We start from the raw sequence: 19,118 nt of genomic DNA, 5'->3' as shown, positions 1-19,118 counted from the left end.
AGTCTGTGCCAGCCGGTATCATGTCTGCTTAAAGGTAGAAGTGTATTAACGATAACATTGACCTGTAGACCTGATTATCATGGACAAATTTGACGCTAATCGCCGCAAGCTGCTGGCGCTTGGTGGTGTCGCTCTCGGCGCCGCCATCCTGCCCGCGCCAGCGTTTGCCACACTCTCGACCCCACGCCCGCGCATTTTGACGTTAAACAATCTCCATACCGGAGAGTCAATCAAGGCGGAGTTTTTCGATGGAAGAGCCTACATTCAGGATGAATTAGCAAAGTTAAACCATTTTTTCCGTGACTATCGCGCGAATAAAGTCCGATCAATCGATCCCCGCCTGTTTGACCAACTTTACCGACTTCAGGGGCTGTTAGGGACGCGTAAACCTGTGCAGCTCATCTCAGGCTACCGTTCTCTTGATACCAATAATGAATTACGCGCCCGTAGCAGCGGCGTAGCGAAAAAAAGCTACCATACAAAAGGGCAGGCGATGGATTTTCATATTGAAGGCGTGGCGCTGAGCAATATTCGCAAAGCGGCGTTATCTATGCGCGCAGGTGGTGTAGGATATTACCCACGTAGTAACTTTGTGCATATTGATACCGGGCCGGCGCGGCACTGGTAATCAGCGAGGCTTAATCAAAGGAGCAGTATGAACTATCGTATTATTCCGGTCACCGCGTTCTCCCAGAACTGTTCATTAATCTGGTGCGAACAAACCCGGCTGGCGGCGCTGGTCGATCCGGGCGGCGACGCGGAAAAAATTAAACAGGAAGTGGACGCCAGCGGCGTGACGTTGATGCAAATTTTACTCACGCATGGGCATCTCGATCATGTCGGCGCGGCGAGTGAACTGGCGCAGCATTACGGCGTTCCTGTTATCGGTCCGGAAAAAGAAGATGAGTTCTGGCTGCAAGGACTGCCGGCGCAAAGTCGCATGTTTGGTCTGGATGAGCGTCAGCCGCTGACGCCTGATCGCTGGCTGAACGACGGCGATCGCGTCAGCGTAGGGAATGTGACGTTACAGGTGTTACATTGTCCGGGACACACGCCGGGACACGTGGTTTTCTTTGATGAACAGTCGCAACTGCTGATCTCCGGCGATGTGATTTTCAAAGGTGGCGTCGGGCGCAGCGATTTTCCTCGCGGCGATCACACCCAGTTGATTGACGCCATTAAGCGTAAATTATTGCCGCTTGGCGATGATGTGACCTTTATTCCTGGCCACGGCCCGCTCTCTACGCTCGGATACGAGCGTCTGCATAATCCCTTCCTGCAAGATGAGATGCCGGTCTGGTAAGCAGAATGAAAAAGCCTGCAATGTGCAGGCTTTTTTATCGGTCACGCCAGTCGGCAGCTTTTTACAGTACCGCGACAATGGCTTCGCACAGCGGCGCCATATTATCCGGGGTCATGCCCGCCACGTTTACGCGACCAGAAGCCACGGCATAAACGCCAAACTCTTCACGCAGACGCAGCACCTGATCTTTGGTCAGACCGCTGAATGAGAACATCCCGTTCTGCTTGATAATAAAGCTGAAGTCACGGTTCGCGCCTTTTTCCTGCAAGGTATTCACGAACAGTTGACGCATACGCTGAATACGCTGGCGCATGTCCGTCAGTTCCTGTTCCCAGATAGCGCGCAGGACGTCATTACTCAGGATAGTCGCGACGATGGACGCGCCGTGCGCTGGTGGGTTGGAGTAGTTAGCGCGAATGGCGGATTTCATCTGGCTAAAAGCGCGATCCACGGTTTCCGCATCGGCAGCCACGAGGGTGCAGGCGCCGACGCGCTCATTATATAAGCCGAAGTTTTTGGAGTAGGAGCTGGCGACAATGAGCTCTTTATGCAGCGCGGCAAAGGCGCGCAGACCTTCCGCATCTTCTTCCAGGCCGCGGGCAAAGCCCTGGTAAGCGAAATCGAATAGCGGCAGCCACCCTTTTTCAACGGAAAGCTCAGCCAGAACCTGCCACTGTTCCAGAGTAGGGTCAATGCCGGTTGGGTTATGACAGCAACCGTGGAACAGAACCACATCGCCGGCCTGTGCTTCGCTCAGGCTGGCTTGTAGCGCTTCAAAATCCAGCGTGTGATTTTCCGCATCGTAGTAAGCGTACTCCCGAACTTCCAGGCCGGCAGCGTTAAACACGCTTTTGTGGTTCGGCCAGCTGGGGTTGCTCACCCACACCCGTTTTACCGGAGTATTTTTTGCCAAAAAGTCGGCGGCAATGCGTAACGCGCCGGTACCGCCCGGCGTTTGCGCCGTGCGTGCGCGCTTATCGTTAATCAGCGCGCTGCCTTTGCCGAACAGCAGTTCCTGAGTGCAGCGAGCAAATTCTGGAATCCCGTCAATGCCGAGATAGTTTTTCGTCGTTTCATTTTCCAGTAAATACTGCTCGGCTTTTTTAACGCTGGTGAGCACCGGTGTTTTGCCGGTTTCATCTTTATATACGCCAATGCCAAGGTTAATTTTCCCTGGACGGTCATCGGCGCGAAACAGATCGGCCAGGCCCAAAATCGGGTCGGCAGGAGCGGCGGTTATGTTCTCAAACATGACGAGGTTCCATTATAGTTACAGAAGGGAAATCCGCTATCAGGTTAACGGCAGATTTACAAAATGCCAACCGTTAGCGCTAAAAAGCCCGCCTGTTTTTGAAAGACGCACATTTTCTCTAAGAGAGATAAAAAAACAGGACCGAAGTCCTGTTTTTGAGGCATAAAACAAAGGGGTCTGCTGATCAGAACTGGTAAGTAATACCGACAGCCGCCTGATCGTCGGTGCCAACGTAGCTGGAGCTGTAGTCGTTTTCGTCCAGCAGGTTGAAACGGTAGTCAACCCATACGTTCATGTTTTTGTTGAAGTAGTAAGTCGCGCCCGCCTGAATATATTTCGCCAGATCGGCCGAGCCGTCGGCGCCGTTCAACTGCTTACCTTTACTCTGCACATACGAGATTGCCGGACGCAGGCCGAAGTCAAACTGGTACTGAGCGACCACTTCCAGGTTCTGCGTTTTGTTTGCCATTTCCACGGTATCGGTAACCGTATTTTCAACAATGCTCATATTGCGGGTTTCAGCATATACGGCAGCCAGGTAGACGTTGTTTGCATCATATTTCGCGCCAACGGCCCACGATTCTGCGCGATCGCCATTACCATCGCGATCCTGCTGATCGTTAGTACGCTTGCTGTTGCTGTACGCTGCGGTGACGCCAAAGCCGTCGAACTCATATGCCATGGTGTAACCTACGCCATCGCCATTCTGAGAGTTAATGCTGTGGTTGTCCTGATTTTTACCCTGATACTGGATACCGAAAGAGAGACCGTCCACCAGACCAAAGAAGTCAGAGTTACGGTAGGTCAACAAACCGCCAGCACGGCTGGTCATGTAGTTATCAGTATAGGCGCCGCCCCAGGTTTCGCCGGAGAAGTAGGGGGCCATATCGGTATAGGATTCAACATCGTAAACGATACCGTAGTTACGACCATAATCGATTGAACCCACTTCCGCGTATTTCAAACCCGCGAAAGCCAGACGGACCAGATTCGAGTTCTGCTGTTCGCCTTCAGCGCGGTCTGCTTTAGTACGGTATTCCCACTGACCGAAACCGGTCAGATCGGTGTTAATCTGCGTTTCCCCTTTAAAACCAATCTGGGCATAAGTCTGGTCGGCATTTTTACTATCGCCGGTCGTTGTCCATACGTGACGACCCACGGCTTTACCGTACAGATCCAGCTTATTACCATCTTTATTATAAATTTCTGCTGCGTTTGCGGTTGCAGCAGCCAGCAGGGCAGGGATCACCGCTGCCAGGATTTTGCGCTTCATCATTATTTATTACCCTCATTGGTTTTTTTATATGACACCTGCCACTGCCGTCAATAAATTCCGTAAATAAAACTTTACAGAAATATTGATGAGAGTTTGGTGTCTTTATGTGTCTGACAGGCATCTTTCCATTCAAACTAACGTTTCGCTACCGTGAAAGTGCTACAAATATAAATATTTAGTTTCAAAAGGAAAAAATATGTAAACAAATATTATTTTCGCGGAACTTTGTGAACAACGTCAAACTTCCCCTGAGTTCTCGCTTTGATTTGATCGTTTTTCTTTTATCGCTATGATTTTATTGTAATTATTCGCTTGTGGAACCGTTGTGCCTGAAAAAGCAGCAGACGAGCTATTTCATAAAAATAGCCATTTGGAAGTCTTGATGTCTGAAATTGTGGTGAAAAATTGTGCTACTAGAACAGAAAAATCTAATCCGCAATAAAATTAAGGATTAATTTTTATGTGTAAATATTTTCTTGAAATAAACAGTAACAAGATGTGGTAATTCAGAGGGTTGTAATTAAATTTATTTACTTATTGAGAATAAAACTGACATTCAGGCGAAAAAAAAGGCCAGCATAGCTGGCCCTGAGTGTGACGTAAAAATCAGAAGCTGGCGTTGCGTGGGGTCCGTGGGAACGGAATAACATCGCGCACGTTTTGCACACCCGTGACGTAAGCGATAAGGCGTTCAAAGCCCAGGCCAAAGCCGGAATGCGGTACAGTACCGTAGCGACGCAAGTCGCGATACCACCAGTAATCCTCTTTATTCAGCCCCATTTCGGCCATACGGGCATCCAGCACATCCAGACGCTCTTCACGCTGGGAACCACCGATGATTTCGCCGATTCCCGGCGCCAGCACATCCATGGCCGCCACGGTTTTGCCATCTTCGTTAAGGCGCATGTAAAACGCTTTAATTTCTTTCGGATAGTTTTTCACCACTACCGGCGCTTTGAAATGCTCTTCCGCCAGATAACGTTCGTGTTCGGAAGAGAGGTCGACGCCCCAGAACACCGGGTTTTCAAATGTCTTACCACAGCGTTCCAGAATGGCGACCGCATCGGTGTAATCCACCTGAGCGAAGTCGGTGGAGACAAAACGCTCCAGACGAGCGATAGCGTCTTTATCCACGCGTTCGGCAAAGAACTTCATATCATCCGCACGCTCTTCCAGAACCGCCTTGAAGACATATTTCAGCATGGCTTCCGCCAGACGGGCGTTGTCTTCCAGATCGGCGAACGCCACTTCCGGCTCCAGCATCCAGAACTCCGCCAGGTGGCGGCTGGTGTTGGAATTTTCCGCGCGGAAGGTCGGCCCAAAAGTATAGATTTTGGACAGCGCACAGGCATACGTTTCACCGTTGAGCTGGCCGGAGACGGTCAGGAATGATTCTTTGCCAAAAAAGTCTTTGTCAAAATCTACCCTGCCCTGGTCGTTACGCGGCAGGTTTTCCAGATCCAACGTTGAGACGCGGAACATTTCGCCAGCGCCTTCGGTATCGGAAGCGGTAATCAGCGGGGTAGAGACCCAAAAGAAACCCTGCTCATCGAAGAAGCGATGCAGCGCCTGCGCCAGAGTATGGCGGACGCGCGCTACCGCGCCAATCAGGTTGGTGCGCGGGCGCAGATGCGCGACCTCACGCAGATACTCAATGCTATGGCGTTTTGCCGCCATCGGGTAGGTATCCGGATCTTCCACCCAGCCTGCGACTTCTACTTTCGTGGCCTGGATTTCGAAACTTTGCCCCTGTCCCGGCGACGCGACAACTTTACCTGTTACTACCACGGAGCAGCCTGTCGTCAGGTGTAATACTTCTTCATTATAATTGGGCAGAGAATTATTAATGACAGCCTGTACAGGATCAAAGCAGGAGCCGTCATAAACGGCGAGGAAGGAGATGCCAGCTTTTGAATCTCGGCGGGTACGCACCCATCCGCGCACGGTGACTTCTTGGTCAACGGCTACGCGGCCCTGGAGTACGTCGGCTACAGGCACAACGCTCATAATATTCTCTCTAGTTAATAGTCGGAAAAAATAAACACTTGTCCACCCGAAATGGGGGTATTCCTATGTTACCTGGCATCTGCAATCAGACAAGCAGAAATCGCATCTGGAAGCAGGTTTTCAGAAAGAAACCTGTAAAAAGTTCGCACCTGCTCGCGAACAATTGAGAATTTAGGCTGGTTTTGCAAGCTTTGCGCACGTTACTCGATCAGGACGCGCATCTCTTGCTTGGCGTTTTGCATCACGACAATCGTTTTAAAAGACTTAATATTGCCTGAGGAAAAGAAAAGCTCACGGGTAAGCGTTTCATATTCCGCCATGTCACGAACATTGAGCACCAGTAAAAAGTCGAAATCGCCCGTTACGTAGTAGACCTGCTGCACCTGCGGGCAACTGACAAACCGTTGACGAGCCTCTTCCAGTAAATTGAATCGCTCGTTTTCGATCACCACCTGCACCACAATCGTGACCGGGCGTCCCACTTTGCCAGCATCAACAAGGCTGACATTGCCTTTAATTATGCCCGCCTCCTCCAGTGCCGCGATACGACGATTCACTGCCGAAGGTGAAAGATTGACCTGTTCGGCGATTTCCCGCTGAGAAAGACGATTATCGCGTTGCAATAATGTCAGAATGTTTTTATCCCAGGCGTCAAGCTTCATATCGCAAATAACCTCTTTAATGTGATGACTATCACTGTGCGCAATTTTGCCGCGTCCAGGCCGTTAAAAAAAGGTGAAAATTGCACGACGATGGGCATTTTCGCGCCATTTAACAGCAATAAGCATAGTACTATCATAATCAGCGGAATAAAGAAAAGGACGTAATAGATATTGTGCGACTCTTTTATCAGTACGGTTTATTAAAGTGAGGATAACCACTACTACAGCCACAAAACGCGAGTTCTTTACTTGTTTCTACTCAATAATTGCCAAAAACATATTATTTCAATAAATAAACTTTAACAAAAGGTATCATTATGCATGAGCTTATTAAATACCAGTTTAATACACGTCGGAAAAAATATGGTACAGGAGCGGCTTTAAGTTTGCTTAACGGAAATGTTGGGCGTGAGGTGTTAGCATTTCATAAAAAATTACCCAATTATGCCGTTACGCCGTTACATAATCTGGCGCATCTAAGCCGGCGGCTTGGACTAGGGTCCATCCATATTAAAGATGAGTCCTGGCGTTTTGGTCTGAATGCTTTTAAAGGTCTGGGCGGCTCTTATGCTGTAGGAAAATATCTCGCTGATAAATTGCAATGTGATATTAACTCGTTAAGTTTTGCTGCCCTTAACACTCCTGAGATTAAAGAAAAAATTAAAGATTGTGTTTTTGTTACCGCGACGGATGGCAATCATGGCCGTGGTGTGGCGTGGGCGGCGGAGCAATTAGGTCTAAAAGCCGTCGTTTATATGCCTAAGGGATCATCGTTAATCCGGGCAGAGAATATTCGCCATCATGGAGCTGAATGCACCATCACCGATCTGAACTACGATGATGCAGTGCGACTGGCCCATAGAATGGCGCAAACAAAAGGCTGGGTGCTTTTGCAGGATACAGCCTGGACAGGGTATGAAGAGATCCCAACATGGATTATGCAAGGCTATATGACACTAGCGGTTGAAGCTTATGAGCAGCTCGCAGAAACAAACAGTCCGTTGCCAACCCACCTTATTTTACAAGCGGGGGTGGGATCATTTGCTGGCAGTGTTATGGGTTATTTTGTTGAAAAAATGCAGGAAAATACCCCTAATATTATTGTGGTTGAGCCGCATCAGGCCAACTGTCTTTATCAATCCGCAGTTATGAATGATGGTCAACCTCACTGCGTCACTGGCGATATGGCGACGATAATGGCCGGGCTTGCGTGTGGGGAGCCGAATATTATCAGTTGGCCTATTATTCGGGACAACACCAGTTGTTTTATTTCCGCTGATGATTGTCTGGCGGCTAAGGGTATGCGCATTGCTGCCGCGCCGCGTCCAGGCACTGATACGCCTTTTATTTCCGGCGAGTCCGGAGCTATTGGCGTAGGGTTACTTTATGAGTTGATGAACAATATGCATTATCAGGATCTTGCTAATCGCTTACAGCTTGATGCCAATGCTCATGTTCTGCTTATTAGCACCGAAGGCGATACGTCCCCAGATATTTATGAAGATATAGTCTGGAACGGACGCAGTGCTTAAACATTACGACTAAAAAATTAGATAATAAAGGCAGCATGTAAAAAACGCGTTTTTTATACGCATAATAAACCTAATGCAGGAAGCAAAACTTCATAACAATATACCATTAAAACGGCATTTAGTGAGTAAGGGATGCTCCTACCCGCTGACTTTCCAGTTTAGTGTTGTTGGCAAAATTCAGGATTACGCTGAACTGGAAAGATTATTTCTGAGACTGAACGAATTAATTTAAATCCGAGGTCATTATGTTAGAGCAACTTTCACAACTCTTTGAATTTCTATGGGGTGGCCCATTATTTTTGTGTGTCATCGGCATTGGCTTTTATTTTACAGTACGCCTCAAATTTTTCCAGATTATCAATTTAAAAGAAATTTACCGTAATACAATTGGTACACTTGCCGGAAAAAATAAACAAAACACTACTGGCGAGGCAGCGTCTAAAAAATCCTTAAAATCAATAGAGGTGGCTGCCACTGTGCTATCCGGCTCATTAGGCGCGGGAACGATCGCAGGTGTTGCTGCGGCTATTGCGGTTGGCGGACCTGGGGCAATTTTCTGGATGTGGATCATTGCGGTCGTGGGTATGATGACCAAAATGGTTGAAGTGACGCTGGCGGTGAAATACCGAAGTAAAGGTGAGAATGGCGAATATTATGGCGGCCCAATGCATTATATTAAGAAAGGGCTCAATAAAAAATGGCATCCCCTGGCAGGATTATATGCGTTTGCATTAATGATTCTGGTTATTACGGATGCCTGTTTTGTGCAAACTAATACGATGGCGGCGGTCATTCACTATACGTTTGACATCCCAACAAGCGTCATTGGGGGATTTATTGTCATCGTAGGCGCGTTGGTTATTTTAAAAGGACTCGCCAGTCTTGGTAAATTCTGTACGATTGCACTTCCACCGATCACCATTGCCTATTTCATTGGTGCCGCTGGTGTAGTGGTATTGAATATCGAGGCTATCCCACAGGTTATAAAAAGTATTTTCTATTATGCCTTTGCCCCTGCGCCAGCAGCCGGTGGCTTTGTCGGGTCAACCATCATGATGGCCATCAGTAAAGGAGCCAGTCGCGGAATATTCACTAACGAAGCCGGCATGGGTACCTCGGCCACAGTACATGCTACTGCCAACGTGGATTACGCTTTCCGTCAGGGAATGTGGGGGGCAGTGGAAGTTTTTTTTGTCTCAATGATTACCTGTAACTTTACTGCATTTGCTGTACTTGCTTCTGGTATGTGGACAGACGCCAGTTATCAAGGTATTCAGATTATCTTTGCCGCCTTAAAAGAAACATGGCATCCGATTATTGTTCAGGTTCTCTGTCTCGGTGTGGCGTTGATTCTGTTTACTTCTTATCTTGGTTCATATATTAAATTTCGCACTTCGATAAACTATATTTTTGGCGATAAGCTAGAACGCATCATTAAATGGCTATATTTTTTGCCGCCACTGATTGCCGTTAATATGGAAATCCCGGTAATCTGGTTAATGGCTGATATTGCTGTCGGTTTTCTGGTTATCCCCAACGTAATTGCTCTGTTCTTGCTGCGTAAAGAATTTATTAGCGAATTCAATTTATTCAGAACGCGTACACAGCGGGACACTAATTCTGTAAAAACAACGCAAATCACGCACGTAAATATGTCGAAGAGTGAAGGGAAAGAAGAGTAACCATCGCGGCCAGAACAGGTAAGATGGTCAGAAGAGTAACAAAGCGCCCACTTTCCGGGCGCTTCGCACAGGCATGGTTAACTTGCTTTACGCACCTGCGGGAGATCGAACGCTTTACGCAGCGCGCGCACAAACGCTTTATCATGACAGATCGTTTTACCGGGGCTGTCGGAAAGTTTAGCCACCGGCTTTCCGTTACATTCCACGAGTTTAATCACGATATTGAGCGGTTTTACCTGAGGGATATCGCAGGTCAGGCGGGTACCGATGCCGAAGCTTAACTGCACGCGAGAGGCGAAATGGCGATAGAGCTCGACCGCCTTTTGCAGATCAAGGTTATCTGAAAAGACCAGCGTTTTTGTCAGCGGATCAATCCCCAGCTTTTCATAATGGGCAATCGCCTTTTCGCCCCATGCGACAGGGTCTCCTGAGTCGTGGCGTAACCCCTGATAACGGCTGGCGAATTCAATGCCGAAATCGCGTAAAAACGCATCCATTGTAATGCAATCTGTCAAGGCGATACCAAGCTGGTCCGGATATTCGTTAAGCCAGGCGGCCAACGCGGCACGCTGACTGGTCGCCAGGTCCGGACTGATTTGTTGATGCGCCTGGAACCATTCGTGCGCCTGAGTGCCCATCGGCGTCAGCGCCAGGCGACGCGCGAGATCATAGTTGCTGGTGCCGACGAACCATGACTCCTGCTGGAGACGTTTAACTATCGCCTGCTGCACTTCACGAGAGAAACGGCGGCGGGTGCCGAAGTCCATCAGATGGAAGCGGGACATATCGAGATTGGCGGTTAACGCAGTGAAATCAACCAGCTTACTTTCCAGCGCGTCGAGCGCCTGATCAACGCCTGCGTTTGGCGAGCGGTAGTGATGAACCAGCTCACTGATCACGGCCAGCAGCGGCACTTCCCACATAATGACTTCACGCCACGGGCCGGTTAAGCGAATATTCAGCTTGCCGTTATCGTTGGTGACACAGACTTGAGCTGGGTTATAGCGAAACTCGCGTAACCAGTTCAGATAATCCGGTTTAAAAAAGGGCAGGCCGGAGAGCCACTGGAACTCGTCCTCCTGGAGGCGCAGGTGCTGCATCGCGTCCACCTGCTCGCGAATAGCATCGGCATAAATACCCAGCAGGTCGTCGCCACGGCAACGAAACTCAGCCGCTACCTGCACATCATAGTAGTGGTGAAAAACGGCTTGCTGCATATGCAACTTATAAGCATCTGTATCCAGCAACGAGTGCAGAACAGGAGAAGCGAATTGTGTCATAGGTGCGCTGTTGCGTCCTCTCACGGGAGCGTTTAGTACAATAAACAACTAAGAAAACAGCTGGAGTATACCTTGTTTAGCGATTTATTGAACCCCGATCACACCATAAGCTGTCTTTAGGGTCGAGCGCATTTCGTGCCCCATGTTATAAAAATGTAGCAAATAGGCCGTTTGTGCCTGAAAAGATGAACATTCTGCGTAGCGCGATTTGCGCAACAGGAATAGACTGGAGTCGACACTCTACACAAAGATGCGAAAGGTTTTTTATGACACAACAGCCACAAGCCAAATACCGCCATGACTATCGCGCGCCGGATTACCAGATTACTGATATTGACTTGACCTTTGACCTCGATGCCGAAAAAACCGTGGTCACCGCAATAAGCCAGGCTGTTCGTCATGGCGCGCCTGATGCGCCTCTTCGCCTTGATGGGGAAGATTTAACGCTGGTATCTATCCACGTCAACGATGCGCCGTGGACAGTATATAAGGAAGAAGAGGGCGCGCTTATCATCAGCGACCTGCCAGAGCGTTTTACGTTACGCATTGTCAACGAGATAAGTCCGGCGGCGAATACGGCGCTGGAAGGATTGTACCAGTCCGGCGATGCGCTCTGTACCCAGTGTGAAGCGGAGGGCTTCCGCCATATTACCTGGTATCTTGACCGCCCGGACGTACTGGCGCGATTTACCACCAAAATTATTGCCGATAAAAGCAAATATCCGTTCCTGCTTTCCAATGGCAACCGTGTTGCGCAGGGTGAACTGGAGAATGGCCGTCACTGGGTTCAGTGGCAAGATCCGTTCCCGAAACCGTGTTATCTGTTTGCGCTGGTGGCCGGTGATTTTGACGTGCTGCGCGATACCTTTACCACCCGCTCCGGGCGTGAAGTCGCATTAGAACTGTACGTTGACCGTGGCAATCTGGATCGCGCGCCGTGGGCAATGACCTCGCTGAAAAATTCCATGAAATGGGATGAAGCGCGTTTTGGGCTCGAATATGACCTCGACATCTATATGATTGTCGCGGTGGATTTCTTTAATATGGGCGCGATGGAGAATAAAGGTCTCAATATCTTTAACTCCAAATACGTGCTGGCGCGAACCGATACCGCGACGGATAAAGATTATCTCGATATTGAGCGCGTGATAGGCCATGAGTATTTCCACAACTGGACCGGCAACCGCGTCACCTGCCGCGACTGGTTCCAGTTGAGCCTTAAAGAGGGGCTAACCGTGTTCCGCGATCAGGAGTTTAGCTCTGATTTGGGGTCACGCGCGGTGAACCGCATCAGTAACGTACGTACCATGCGCGGTTTACAATTCGCGGAAGACGCCAGCCCGATGGCGCATCCTATCCGCCCGGATAAAGTAATCGAAATGAATAACTTCTACACCCTCACCGTTTATGAAAAGGGTGCGGAAGTCATTCGCATGATCCACACGTTGCTGGGTGAGGAAAATTTCCAGAAAGGGATGCAGCTTTATTTTGAGCGCCATGACGGCAGCGCCGCGACGTGTGATGACTTCGTACAGGCGATGGAAGATGCTTCTAATGTCGATTTGTCCCATTTCCGCCGCTGGTACAGTCAGTCCGGCACGCCGATTGTAACGGTAAAAGATGATTATAATCCGGAAACCGAGCAGTACACGTTGACCATCAGCCAGCGCACTCCGGCGACGGCGGATCAGGCGGAGAAGCAGCCGCTGCATATTCCATTCGCCATCGAACTGTACGATAACGAAGGCAACGTCATTCCGTTGCAAAAAGGTGGTCATCCGGTCAATGCCTTGCTGAACGTCACGCAGGCGGAGCAGACATTTACCTTCGATAATGTCTACTTCCAGCCTGTTCCGGCCTTGCTGTGCGAGTTTTCAGCGCCGGTGAAACTGGAATATAAATGGAGCGATCAGCAGTTGACGTTCCTGATGCGCCATGCGCGCAATGATTTCTCCCGTTGGGATGCGGCGCAAAGCCTGCTGGCCACATACATTAAACTGAATGTGGCGCGTCATCAGCAGGGGCAACCGCTATCGCTTCCGGTGCATGTCGCTGATGCGTTCCGCGCAGTACTGTTGGATGAGAAAATCGATCCGGCGTTGGCCGCAGAAATTTTAACGCTGCCTTCGGCCAATGAAATTGCGGAGCTGTTTGAGGTCATTGACCCGATCGCCATTGCGCAAGTTCGTGAAGCGCTAACGCGTACGCTGGCGGCAGAACTGGCGGATGAGTTCCTGGCTATCTATAACGCCAATCATCTGGATGAGTATCGTGTTGATCACGGCGATATCGGTAAGCGCACGCTGCGCAATGCTTGCCTGCGCTTCCTGGCGTTCGGCGAGACGGAGCTGGCTAATACGCTGGTCAGCAAACAGTATCGCGACGCCAATAATATGACCGATGCGCTGGCGGCCCTGTCTGCTGCGGTGGCGGCGCAGTTGCCGTGCCGCGATACGCTGATGCAGGAGTATGACGATAAGTGGCATCAGGACGGCCTGGTGATGGATAAATGGTTTATCCTGCAATCCACAAGCCCGGCGGAAAATGTACTGGAAACCGTACGCGGCCTGCTCAAACACCGTTCTTTCAGTATGAGCAACCCGAACCGCATCCGTTCATTAATTGGCGCGTTTGCTGGCAGCAACCCGGCGGCGTTCCATGCGCAAGACGGTAGCGGATACCAGTTCCTGGTCGAGATGCTGACCGATCTGAATAGCCGTAACCCGCAGGTAGCATCTCGCCTCATTGAACCGCTGATTCGTCTGAAACGTTATGATGATAAGCGTCAGGAGAAAATGCGCGCGGCGCTGGAGCAGTTAAAAGGACTGGAGAATCTTTCCGGCGATCTGTACGAGAAGATAACTAAAGCGTTAGCCTGACAGTATCCGTTATAAAGAGGTAAGACATGCCCGGTAAGCGTTAGCGCTGCCGGGTATTTTTTTGCCGGACGATGACGCTCCCTGGCGAAACGTGAAGTGAGAATGAAGGAAAACGATTGCTATTTATTGCCGTAGGTCAATTCCCTTTTGCCTTGTTATCGCCCATAATACGCCCCCGGTTTGCACACCGGGAATCCAGGAGAGTTCATGTACTATCCCTTCGTTCGTAAAGCCCTTTTCCAGCTCGATCCAGAGCGCGCTCATGAATTTACATTTCAACAATTACGCCGCATTACAGGTACGCCGCTGGAAGCGCTGGTGCGCCAGAAAGTACCGACAAAGCCGGTTACCTGCATGGGACTTACCTTTAAAAATCCACTGGGGTTGGCTGCCGGTCTGGATAAAGACGGGGAGTGCATCGACGCGTTAGGCGCGATGGGGTTTGGCTCCCTGGAAATCGGCACCGTGACGCCGCGCCCACAGCCGGGTAACGATAAGCCGCGTCTTTTTCGTCTGGTGGATGCTGAAGGTCTCATCAATCGAATGGGCTTTAATAATCTGGGCGTCGATAACCTGGTCGAGAATGTTAAAAAAGCCCATTTTGATGGTATTCTGGGAATTAACATCGGTAAAAATAAAGATACACCTGTCGAAAATGGCAAAGATGACTACCTGATTTGTATGGAAAAAGTCTATGCTTATGCGGGTTATATCGCCATTAATATTTCTTCGCCGAATACGCCAGGGCTACGTACGCTCCAGTATGGCGATGCGCTGGACGATCTGTTAACTGCCATTAAAAATAAGCAAAACGATCTTCAGGCGATCCACCATAAATATGTGCCGGTGGCAGTAAAGATCGCGCCGGATCTTTGTGAAGAAGAATTGATCCAGGTTGCCGATAGCCTGCTTCGTCATAATATTGATGGGGTGATTGCGACAAATACCACCCTCGATCGTTCTCTGGTACAAGGAATGAAAAATTGCCAGCAAACGGGGGGATTAAGTGGCCGGCCATTACAATTAAAAAGCACAGAAATTATTCGCCGTTTATCCCAGGAGTTAAAGGGACAATTGCCTATTATCGGCGTCGGCGGCATTGACTCAGTTATCGCCGCGCGCGAGAAGATAGCGGCAGGAGCTACGCTGGTACAAATTTATTCCGGCTTTATTTTTAAAGGCCCGCCATTGATTAAAGAAATCGTAACGCACATCTAAACTTTAGCCTTTATCAGACAACCAGGGCTTTATTTCCGGCGCTGGTTGTTTTATATTTCTCCACTGTTGCTTATTTAGACATTTTAGGCTTTTATTATTGGGGTAATAAACGAAGCGGCAAAAGGGCAATGCTGTTACGAGTTGCTTAAAAGCGGGAGAGAGGTAATGCGAATTAAACCTGACGATAACTGGCGCTGGTATTATGATGAAGAGCACGATCGTATGATGCTCGATCTCGCCAATGGTATGCTTTTTCGCTCGCGCTTCTCTCGTAAAATGCTTACGCCGGACGCGTTTTGCCCGACCGGTTTTTGTGTGGATGATGCCGCGCTCTATTTTTCCTTTGAAGAAAAATGCCGGGATTTCGAATTAACCAAAGAGCAACGCGCGGAGCTGGTGTTGAATGCGCTGGTGGCGATTCGCTATCTCAAACCGCAGATGCCAAAAAGCTGGCATTTTGTGGCGCATGGCGAAATGTGGACCCCGGGAACGGGCGATGCCGCAAGCGTCTGGTTAAGCGATACGGCGGAACAGGTTAATTTGCTGGTCGTTGAGCCGGGAGAAAATGCCGCGCTGTGTCTGCTGGCCCAGCCGGGCGTGGTGATAGCAGGCCGAACCATGCAGCTTGGCGATGCGATTAAAATTATGAACGACAGGCTGAAACCGCAGGTTCACTGTCACAGTTTCAGCCTTGAACAAGCGGTTTAATTTTCCAGTCGTAACGCGGTCTTAGGCACGCAGCTACAGCTCAGAATCGTACCATCGTCACCCATAGCCGATTTTTTCAGCGGACTTACTTCGCCTTCCAGCAAACGTATCCGGCAGCAACCACAGATACCAGCCCGGCAAGAATACGGAATACGAATCCCCTGATTCTCCAACTGTTCCAGTAGTACCTGTTGATTATTCCCGCAGAAGGTTTGCCCCTGCCAGTCGATGGTTACACTCGCGTCCGGGTGTTTATCTGGCGTAACGCTGTCGTCGACCGTTGTGGCGCCATAAGCTTTTGCCGGGGCAGTCGCCAGAATCTCCACTTCATCGCCGACGCGAATGACGCCGCTATTGCGGGCAATCAGATTCTGACCGAAATCCACATCACCATTGTCCTGGGCGGTACGAAAAGCTTGCAGTGTCGCCAGCGGTTCTCCGGAAGGATGTTTTTGCCCCTTTTCAGGGCTGACGGTCGTAAAAATACAGCGGCTACAGGGCTTCACGACGTCAAAAATCACATCGCCAATGCGAAGCACTTTCCAGCTATCTTCCTCCCAGGCCGCTACGCCGGAAACCACTAAGTTTGGGCGAAATTGCTCCATTTGTACGCCTGCCGGACAACACTGTTGCAGATCGCGCAGTGAGGCTTCGTTGGTCAATAAATACGGGTAGCCATCGGCAAATCCCAGCGGCACCGCGTTATGCCGTTTAACCCGGCGCGTCAACTGCGGCCCAACCCAGCGCAACTGGACATCGCGGGAGAAAAAGCCGCTCAACCATTGATTAATCGCCGTCGGGGCGACGCGAGCGGTAAAATGATTTCCCCAGACCTCGGTCGGCGCATCCTGCGGGGTGAAATCCGTAAAGCGAACCAGCGCGCTGCTGCCGTCTGGCGCGGTCAAATGGAGGCCGTCGTGTAAGGGAGAGGGGGTAAAACGTACCATTTGTGGAAACTGGCGGGCGGTAATAAATGTGCCGTCAGACTCGGTTACCATGAAGATGCGATCAAAAGCCAGGCCGCTGATATCTGCCAGCGCATGAGTCAGGCCAATGCCGCGCATGGATTTGACCGGATGAATAAAGAGCCGTGATAACGTCGCCACCGTACAGTCCCTCAAATGAAAATAAGCCTTCAACTTTATGACATGGGCGTGAGATTAGCTATAATGCGCAACAATTTTCTTAGCGTAAAAGTGACAATATGAATTCTCTGTTTGCCAGTACGGCCCGCGGGCTGGAAGAGCTGTTAAAAACTGAACTGGAAAAACTGGGCGCCGTAGGGTGTCAGGTTGTTCAGGGTGGGGTCCATTTTCAGGGCGACACGCGGCTTATTTACCAGAGCCTGATGTGGAGCCGCCTGGCCTCGCGTATTATCCTGCCGATGGGTGAGTGCAAGGTCTACAGCGATCTCGATCTTTACCTCGGCGTTCAGGCGATAAACTGGACAGAGATTTTTAATCCTGGCGCGACGTTTGCGGTGCATTTCAGCGGCCTGAACGACACCATCCGTAATAGTCAGTATGGCGCGATGAAAGTTAAAGACGCGATTGTCGATGCGTTTACGCGGAAAAATCTTCCGCGTCCAAATGTGGACCGCGAATCGCCGGACCTCCGTATTAACGTCTGGCTGAATAAAGAAACGGCCAGCATTGCGCTGGATCTCAGTGGTGATGGCCTGCACCTGCGCGGTTATCGCGATCGCACCGGGCTGGCGCCAATTAAAGAGACGCTGGCGGCAGCGATTGTTATGCGTTCCGGCTGGCAGCCAGGTACGCCGCTGCTCGACCCTATGTGTGGTTCGGGGACACTGTTGATTGAGGCCGCGATGTGGGCGACCGATCGCGCGCCGGGCCTGCACCGTGGTCACTGGGGATTTAGCGGCTGGGCGCAGCATGACGAGACTATCTGGCAGGAAGTGAAAGCCGAAGCGCAGACCCGGGCGCGTAAGGGGCTGGCGGAGTATTCCTCTCATTTCTACGGTTCCGACAGCGATGCGCGTGTCATTGAGCGGGCGCGCAGCAACGCCCGTCGCGCCGGTATCGGGGAGCTTATCACCTTTGAAGTGAAAGATGTGGCGCAACTGAGTAATCCATTGCCGAAAGGCCCGTATGGTACGGTGATCAGTAACCCGCCTTACGGCGAACGTCTGGACAGCGAACCGGCGCTGATTGCGTTGCACAGCCTGTTGGGTCGTACCATGAAAAATCAGTTTGGCGGCTGGAACCTGTCGCTGTTCAGCGCTTCGCCCGATTTGCTGGGCAGCCTGCAATTACGTGCCGACAAACAGTTTAAAGCCAAGAATGGCCCGCTGGACTGCGTGCAGAAAAACTATCATATTGCGGAAACCACGGCGGACAGTAAGCCGGCGACGGTGGCGGAAGATTACGCTAATCGCCTGCGTAAAAATCTTAAAAAGCTGGAGAAATGGGCGCGCCAGGAAGGGATTGAATGCTATCGCTTGTATGATGCCGACCTGCCGGAATATAACGTGGCGGTAGACCGTTACGGCGACTGGGCGGTGATTCAGGAATATGCGCCGCCGAAAACGGTGGATGCGCAAAAAGCGCGGCAGCGCCTGTTCGATATTATTGCGGCAACCTTGTCAGTGCTCGGTATTCCGCCGAATAAACTGGTGTTAAAAACCCGCGAACGGCAAAAAGGAAAAAACCAGTATCAGAAAATGAGCGAGAAGGGCGAGTTCCTTGAGGTCAGCGAATATAATGCGCGCTTATGGGTAAATCTGACGGATTATCTCGACACCGGTCTGTTCCTCGATCACCGTATTGCCCGCAGAATGCTGGGAGAAATGAGCAAAGGCAAAGATTTCCTGAATCTCTTTTCTTATACCGGCAGCGCCAGCGTACATGCGGGTCTGGGCGGCGCGCGCAGCACCACAACGGTGGATATGTCCCGCACCTATCTGGAGTGGGCCGAACGTAATTTGCGTCTGAACGGACTGAGCGGCCGCGCGCATCGCCTGATTCAGGCCGACTGCCTGGGCTGGCTGCGCGAGGCGAATGAACAGTTCGATTTGATCTTTATCGATCCGCCGACGTTCTCTAACTCAAAACGTATGGAAGAGTCGTTTGATGTTCAGCGCGATCATGTCGCGTTAATGAAAGATTTAAAACGTCTGCTGCGTAAAGGCGGCACCATCATGTTCTCAAATAATAAGCGCGGATTCCGTATGGATCTGGAAGGGCTGGCTGAGCTGGGGCTTACCGCACAAGAAATTACGCAAAAAACGCTTTCCCCGGATTTTGCCCGTAACCGTCAGATCCATAACTGCTGGCTGATCCGCGCCGCCTGAAAGGAA

The 19,118-nt window shown here is 50.4% G+C and carries 14 protein-coding genes; 8 read left to right on the top strand and 6 right to left on the bottom strand.

Annotated elements, in window-relative coordinates:
• Positions 1–79 precede the first annotated feature (79 nt).
• Together J4685_RS16905 and J4685_RS16900 are read left to right on the top strand one after the other, a co-directional pair.
• Complete coding sequence (locus J4685_RS16905; protein ID WP_000357052.1) at positions 80–628, top strand: YcbK family protein; 549 nt, start codon at positions 80–82, stop codon at positions 626–628.
• 27 nt (positions 629–655) lie between these two features.
• Positions 656–1,303 carry an MBL fold metallo-hydrolase gene (locus tag J4685_RS16900; RefSeq protein ID WP_001109475.1) on the top strand — a complete coding sequence of 216 codons (648 nt, stop codon included), beginning with the start codon at positions 656–658 and terminating at the stop codon, positions 1,301–1,303.
• Between the two features lie 61 nt (positions 1,304–1,364).
• Here the strand turns inward: J4685_RS16900 and aspC are convergent, their stop codons facing one another.
• From aspC to J4685_RS16880, 4 genes are all read right to left on the bottom strand, one after another.
• Positions 1,365–2,555 carry an aspartate transaminase gene (gene aspC / locus J4685_RS16895; RefSeq protein WP_000462654.1) on the bottom strand — a complete coding sequence of 397 codons (1,191 nt, stop codon included), beginning with the start codon at positions 2,553–2,555 and terminating at the stop codon, positions 1,365–1,367.
• A gap of 184 nt (positions 2,556–2,739) precedes the next feature.
• On the bottom strand, positions 2,740–3,831 hold the full coding sequence (ompF, locus tag J4685_RS16890; RefSeq protein ID WP_000977709.1) for a porin OmpF: 1,092 nt from the start codon (positions 3,829–3,831) through the stop codon (positions 2,740–2,742).
• 606 nt (positions 3,832–4,437) lie between these two features.
• Positions 4,438–5,838 carry an asparagine--tRNA ligase gene (gene asnS / locus J4685_RS16885; protein WP_000117867.1) on the bottom strand — a complete coding sequence of 467 codons (1,401 nt, stop codon included), beginning with the start codon at positions 5,836–5,838 and terminating at the stop codon, positions 4,438–4,440.
• A gap of 200 nt (positions 5,839–6,038) precedes the next feature.
• A complete protein-coding gene (locus tag J4685_RS16880; protein ID WP_000762345.1) occupies positions 6,039–6,500 on the bottom strand; it encodes an Lrp/AsnC family transcriptional regulator in 462 nt (153 codons plus the stop codon).
• A gap of 317 nt (positions 6,501–6,817) precedes the next feature.
• Between J4685_RS16880 and dpaL the strand changes: the two genes are divergently transcribed.
• Complete coding sequence (gene dpaL / locus J4685_RS16875) at positions 6,818–8,032, top strand: diaminopropionate ammonia-lyase (protein ID WP_000544859.1); 1,215 nt, start codon at positions 6,818–6,820, stop codon at positions 8,030–8,032.
• Positions 8,033–8,277: 245 nt separating this feature from the next.
• Positions 8,278–9,714 carry an alanine/glycine:cation symporter family protein gene (locus J4685_RS16870; RefSeq protein ID WP_000893193.1) on the top strand — a complete coding sequence of 479 codons (1,437 nt, stop codon included), beginning with the start codon at positions 8,278–8,280 and terminating at the stop codon, positions 9,712–9,714.
• 77 nt (positions 9,715–9,791) lie between these two features.
• Here the strand turns inward: J4685_RS16870 and pncB are convergent, their stop codons facing one another.
• Positions 9,792–10,994 (bottom strand): nicotinate phosphoribosyltransferase, encoded by a 1,203-nt coding sequence (pncB, locus tag J4685_RS16865; protein WP_000191406.1) that lies wholly within the window; start codon positions 10,992–10,994, stop codon positions 9,792–9,794.
• A gap of 266 nt (positions 10,995–11,260) precedes the next feature.
• Between pncB and pepN the strand changes: the two genes are divergently transcribed.
• The 3 genes from pepN to zapC all read left to right on the top strand — a co-directional run bounded on the left by pepN (position 11,261) and on the right by zapC (position 15,799).
• A complete protein-coding gene (gene pepN / locus J4685_RS16860) occupies positions 11,261–13,873 on the top strand; it encodes an aminopeptidase N (protein WP_000193786.1) in 2,613 nt (870 codons plus the stop codon).
• Positions 13,874–14,080: 207 nt separating this feature from the next.
• Positions 14,081–15,091, top strand: a complete 1,011-nt coding sequence (gene pyrD, locus J4685_RS16855) for a quinone-dependent dihydroorotate dehydrogenase (RefSeq protein WP_000291723.1) — start codon at positions 14,081–14,083, stop codon at positions 15,089–15,091.
• Between the two features lie 165 nt (positions 15,092–15,256).
• Positions 15,257–15,799, top strand: coding sequence for a cell division protein ZapC (gene zapC, locus J4685_RS16850; protein WP_001220671.1), 543 nt, complete (start codon positions 15,257–15,259; stop codon positions 15,797–15,799).
• On the opposite strand, the gene J4685_RS16845 is transcribed toward zapC, so the two are convergent.
• Positions 15,796–16,905, bottom strand: a complete 1,110-nt coding sequence (locus J4685_RS16845; protein WP_000224085.1) for a YcbX family protein — start codon at positions 16,903–16,905, stop codon at positions 15,796–15,798. The genes zapC and J4685_RS16845 overlap by 4 nt on opposite strands.
• Positions 16,906–17,003: 98 nt before the next feature.
• Here J4685_RS16845 and rlmKL point away from each other — a divergent pair, with 98 nt between their 5' ends.
• Positions 17,004–19,112, top strand: coding sequence for a bifunctional 23S rRNA (guanine(2069)-N(7))-methyltransferase RlmK/23S rRNA (guanine(2445)-N(2))-methyltransferase RlmL (gene rlmKL, locus J4685_RS16840; protein ID WP_001086485.1), 2,109 nt, complete (start codon positions 17,004–17,006; stop codon positions 19,110–19,112).
• The last annotated feature ends 6 nt before the right edge of the window (positions 19,113–19,118 follow it).

Origin of the sequence: Salmonella sp. 32100201201700099SM, from assembly GCF_017572645.1 — a bacterium.
Lineage (GTDB): Bacteria > Pseudomonadota > Gammaproteobacteria > Enterobacterales > Enterobacteriaceae > Salmonella > Salmonella enterica.
This window is presented reverse-complemented; position numbering and strand designations above follow the sequence as displayed.

Coding starts and splice junctions, on each gene's coding strand:
- J4685_RS16905 (WP_000357052.1), top strand. CDS start 80: ATGGACAAATTTGACGCTAATCGCCGCAAGCTGCTGGCGCTTGGTGGT.
- J4685_RS16900 (WP_001109475.1), top strand. CDS start 656: ATGAACTATCGTATTATTCCGGTCACCGCGTTCTCCCAGAACTGTTCA.
- aspC (WP_000462654.1), bottom strand. CDS start 2,555: ATGTTTGAGAACATAACCGCCGCTCCTGCCGACCCGATTTTGGGCCTG.
- ompF (WP_000977709.1), bottom strand. CDS start 3,831: ATGATGAAGCGCAAAATCCTGGCAGCGGTGATCCCTGCCCTGCTGGCT.
- asnS (WP_000117867.1), bottom strand. CDS start 5,838: ATGAGCGTTGTGCCTGTAGCCGACGTACTCCAGGGCCGCGTAGCCGTT.
- J4685_RS16880 (WP_000762345.1), bottom strand. CDS start 6,500: ATGAAGCTTGACGCCTGGGATAAAAACATTCTGACATTATTGCAACGC.
- dpaL (WP_000544859.1), top strand. CDS start 6,818: ATGCATGAGCTTATTAAATACCAGTTTAATACACGTCGGAAAAAATAT.
- J4685_RS16870 (WP_000893193.1), top strand. CDS start 8,278: ATGTTAGAGCAACTTTCACAACTCTTTGAATTTCTATGGGGTGGCCCA.
- pncB (WP_000191406.1), bottom strand. CDS start 10,994: ATGACACAATTCGCTTCTCCTGTTCTGCACTCGTTGCTGGATACAGAT.
- pepN (WP_000193786.1), top strand. CDS start 11,261: ATGACACAACAGCCACAAGCCAAATACCGCCATGACTATCGCGCGCCG.
- pyrD (WP_000291723.1), top strand. CDS start 14,081: ATGTACTATCCCTTCGTTCGTAAAGCCCTTTTCCAGCTCGATCCAGAG.
- zapC (WP_001220671.1), top strand. CDS start 15,257: ATGCGAATTAAACCTGACGATAACTGGCGCTGGTATTATGATGAAGAG.
- rlmKL (WP_001086485.1), top strand. CDS start 17,004: ATGAATTCTCTGTTTGCCAGTACGGCCCGCGGGCTGGAAGAGCTGTTA.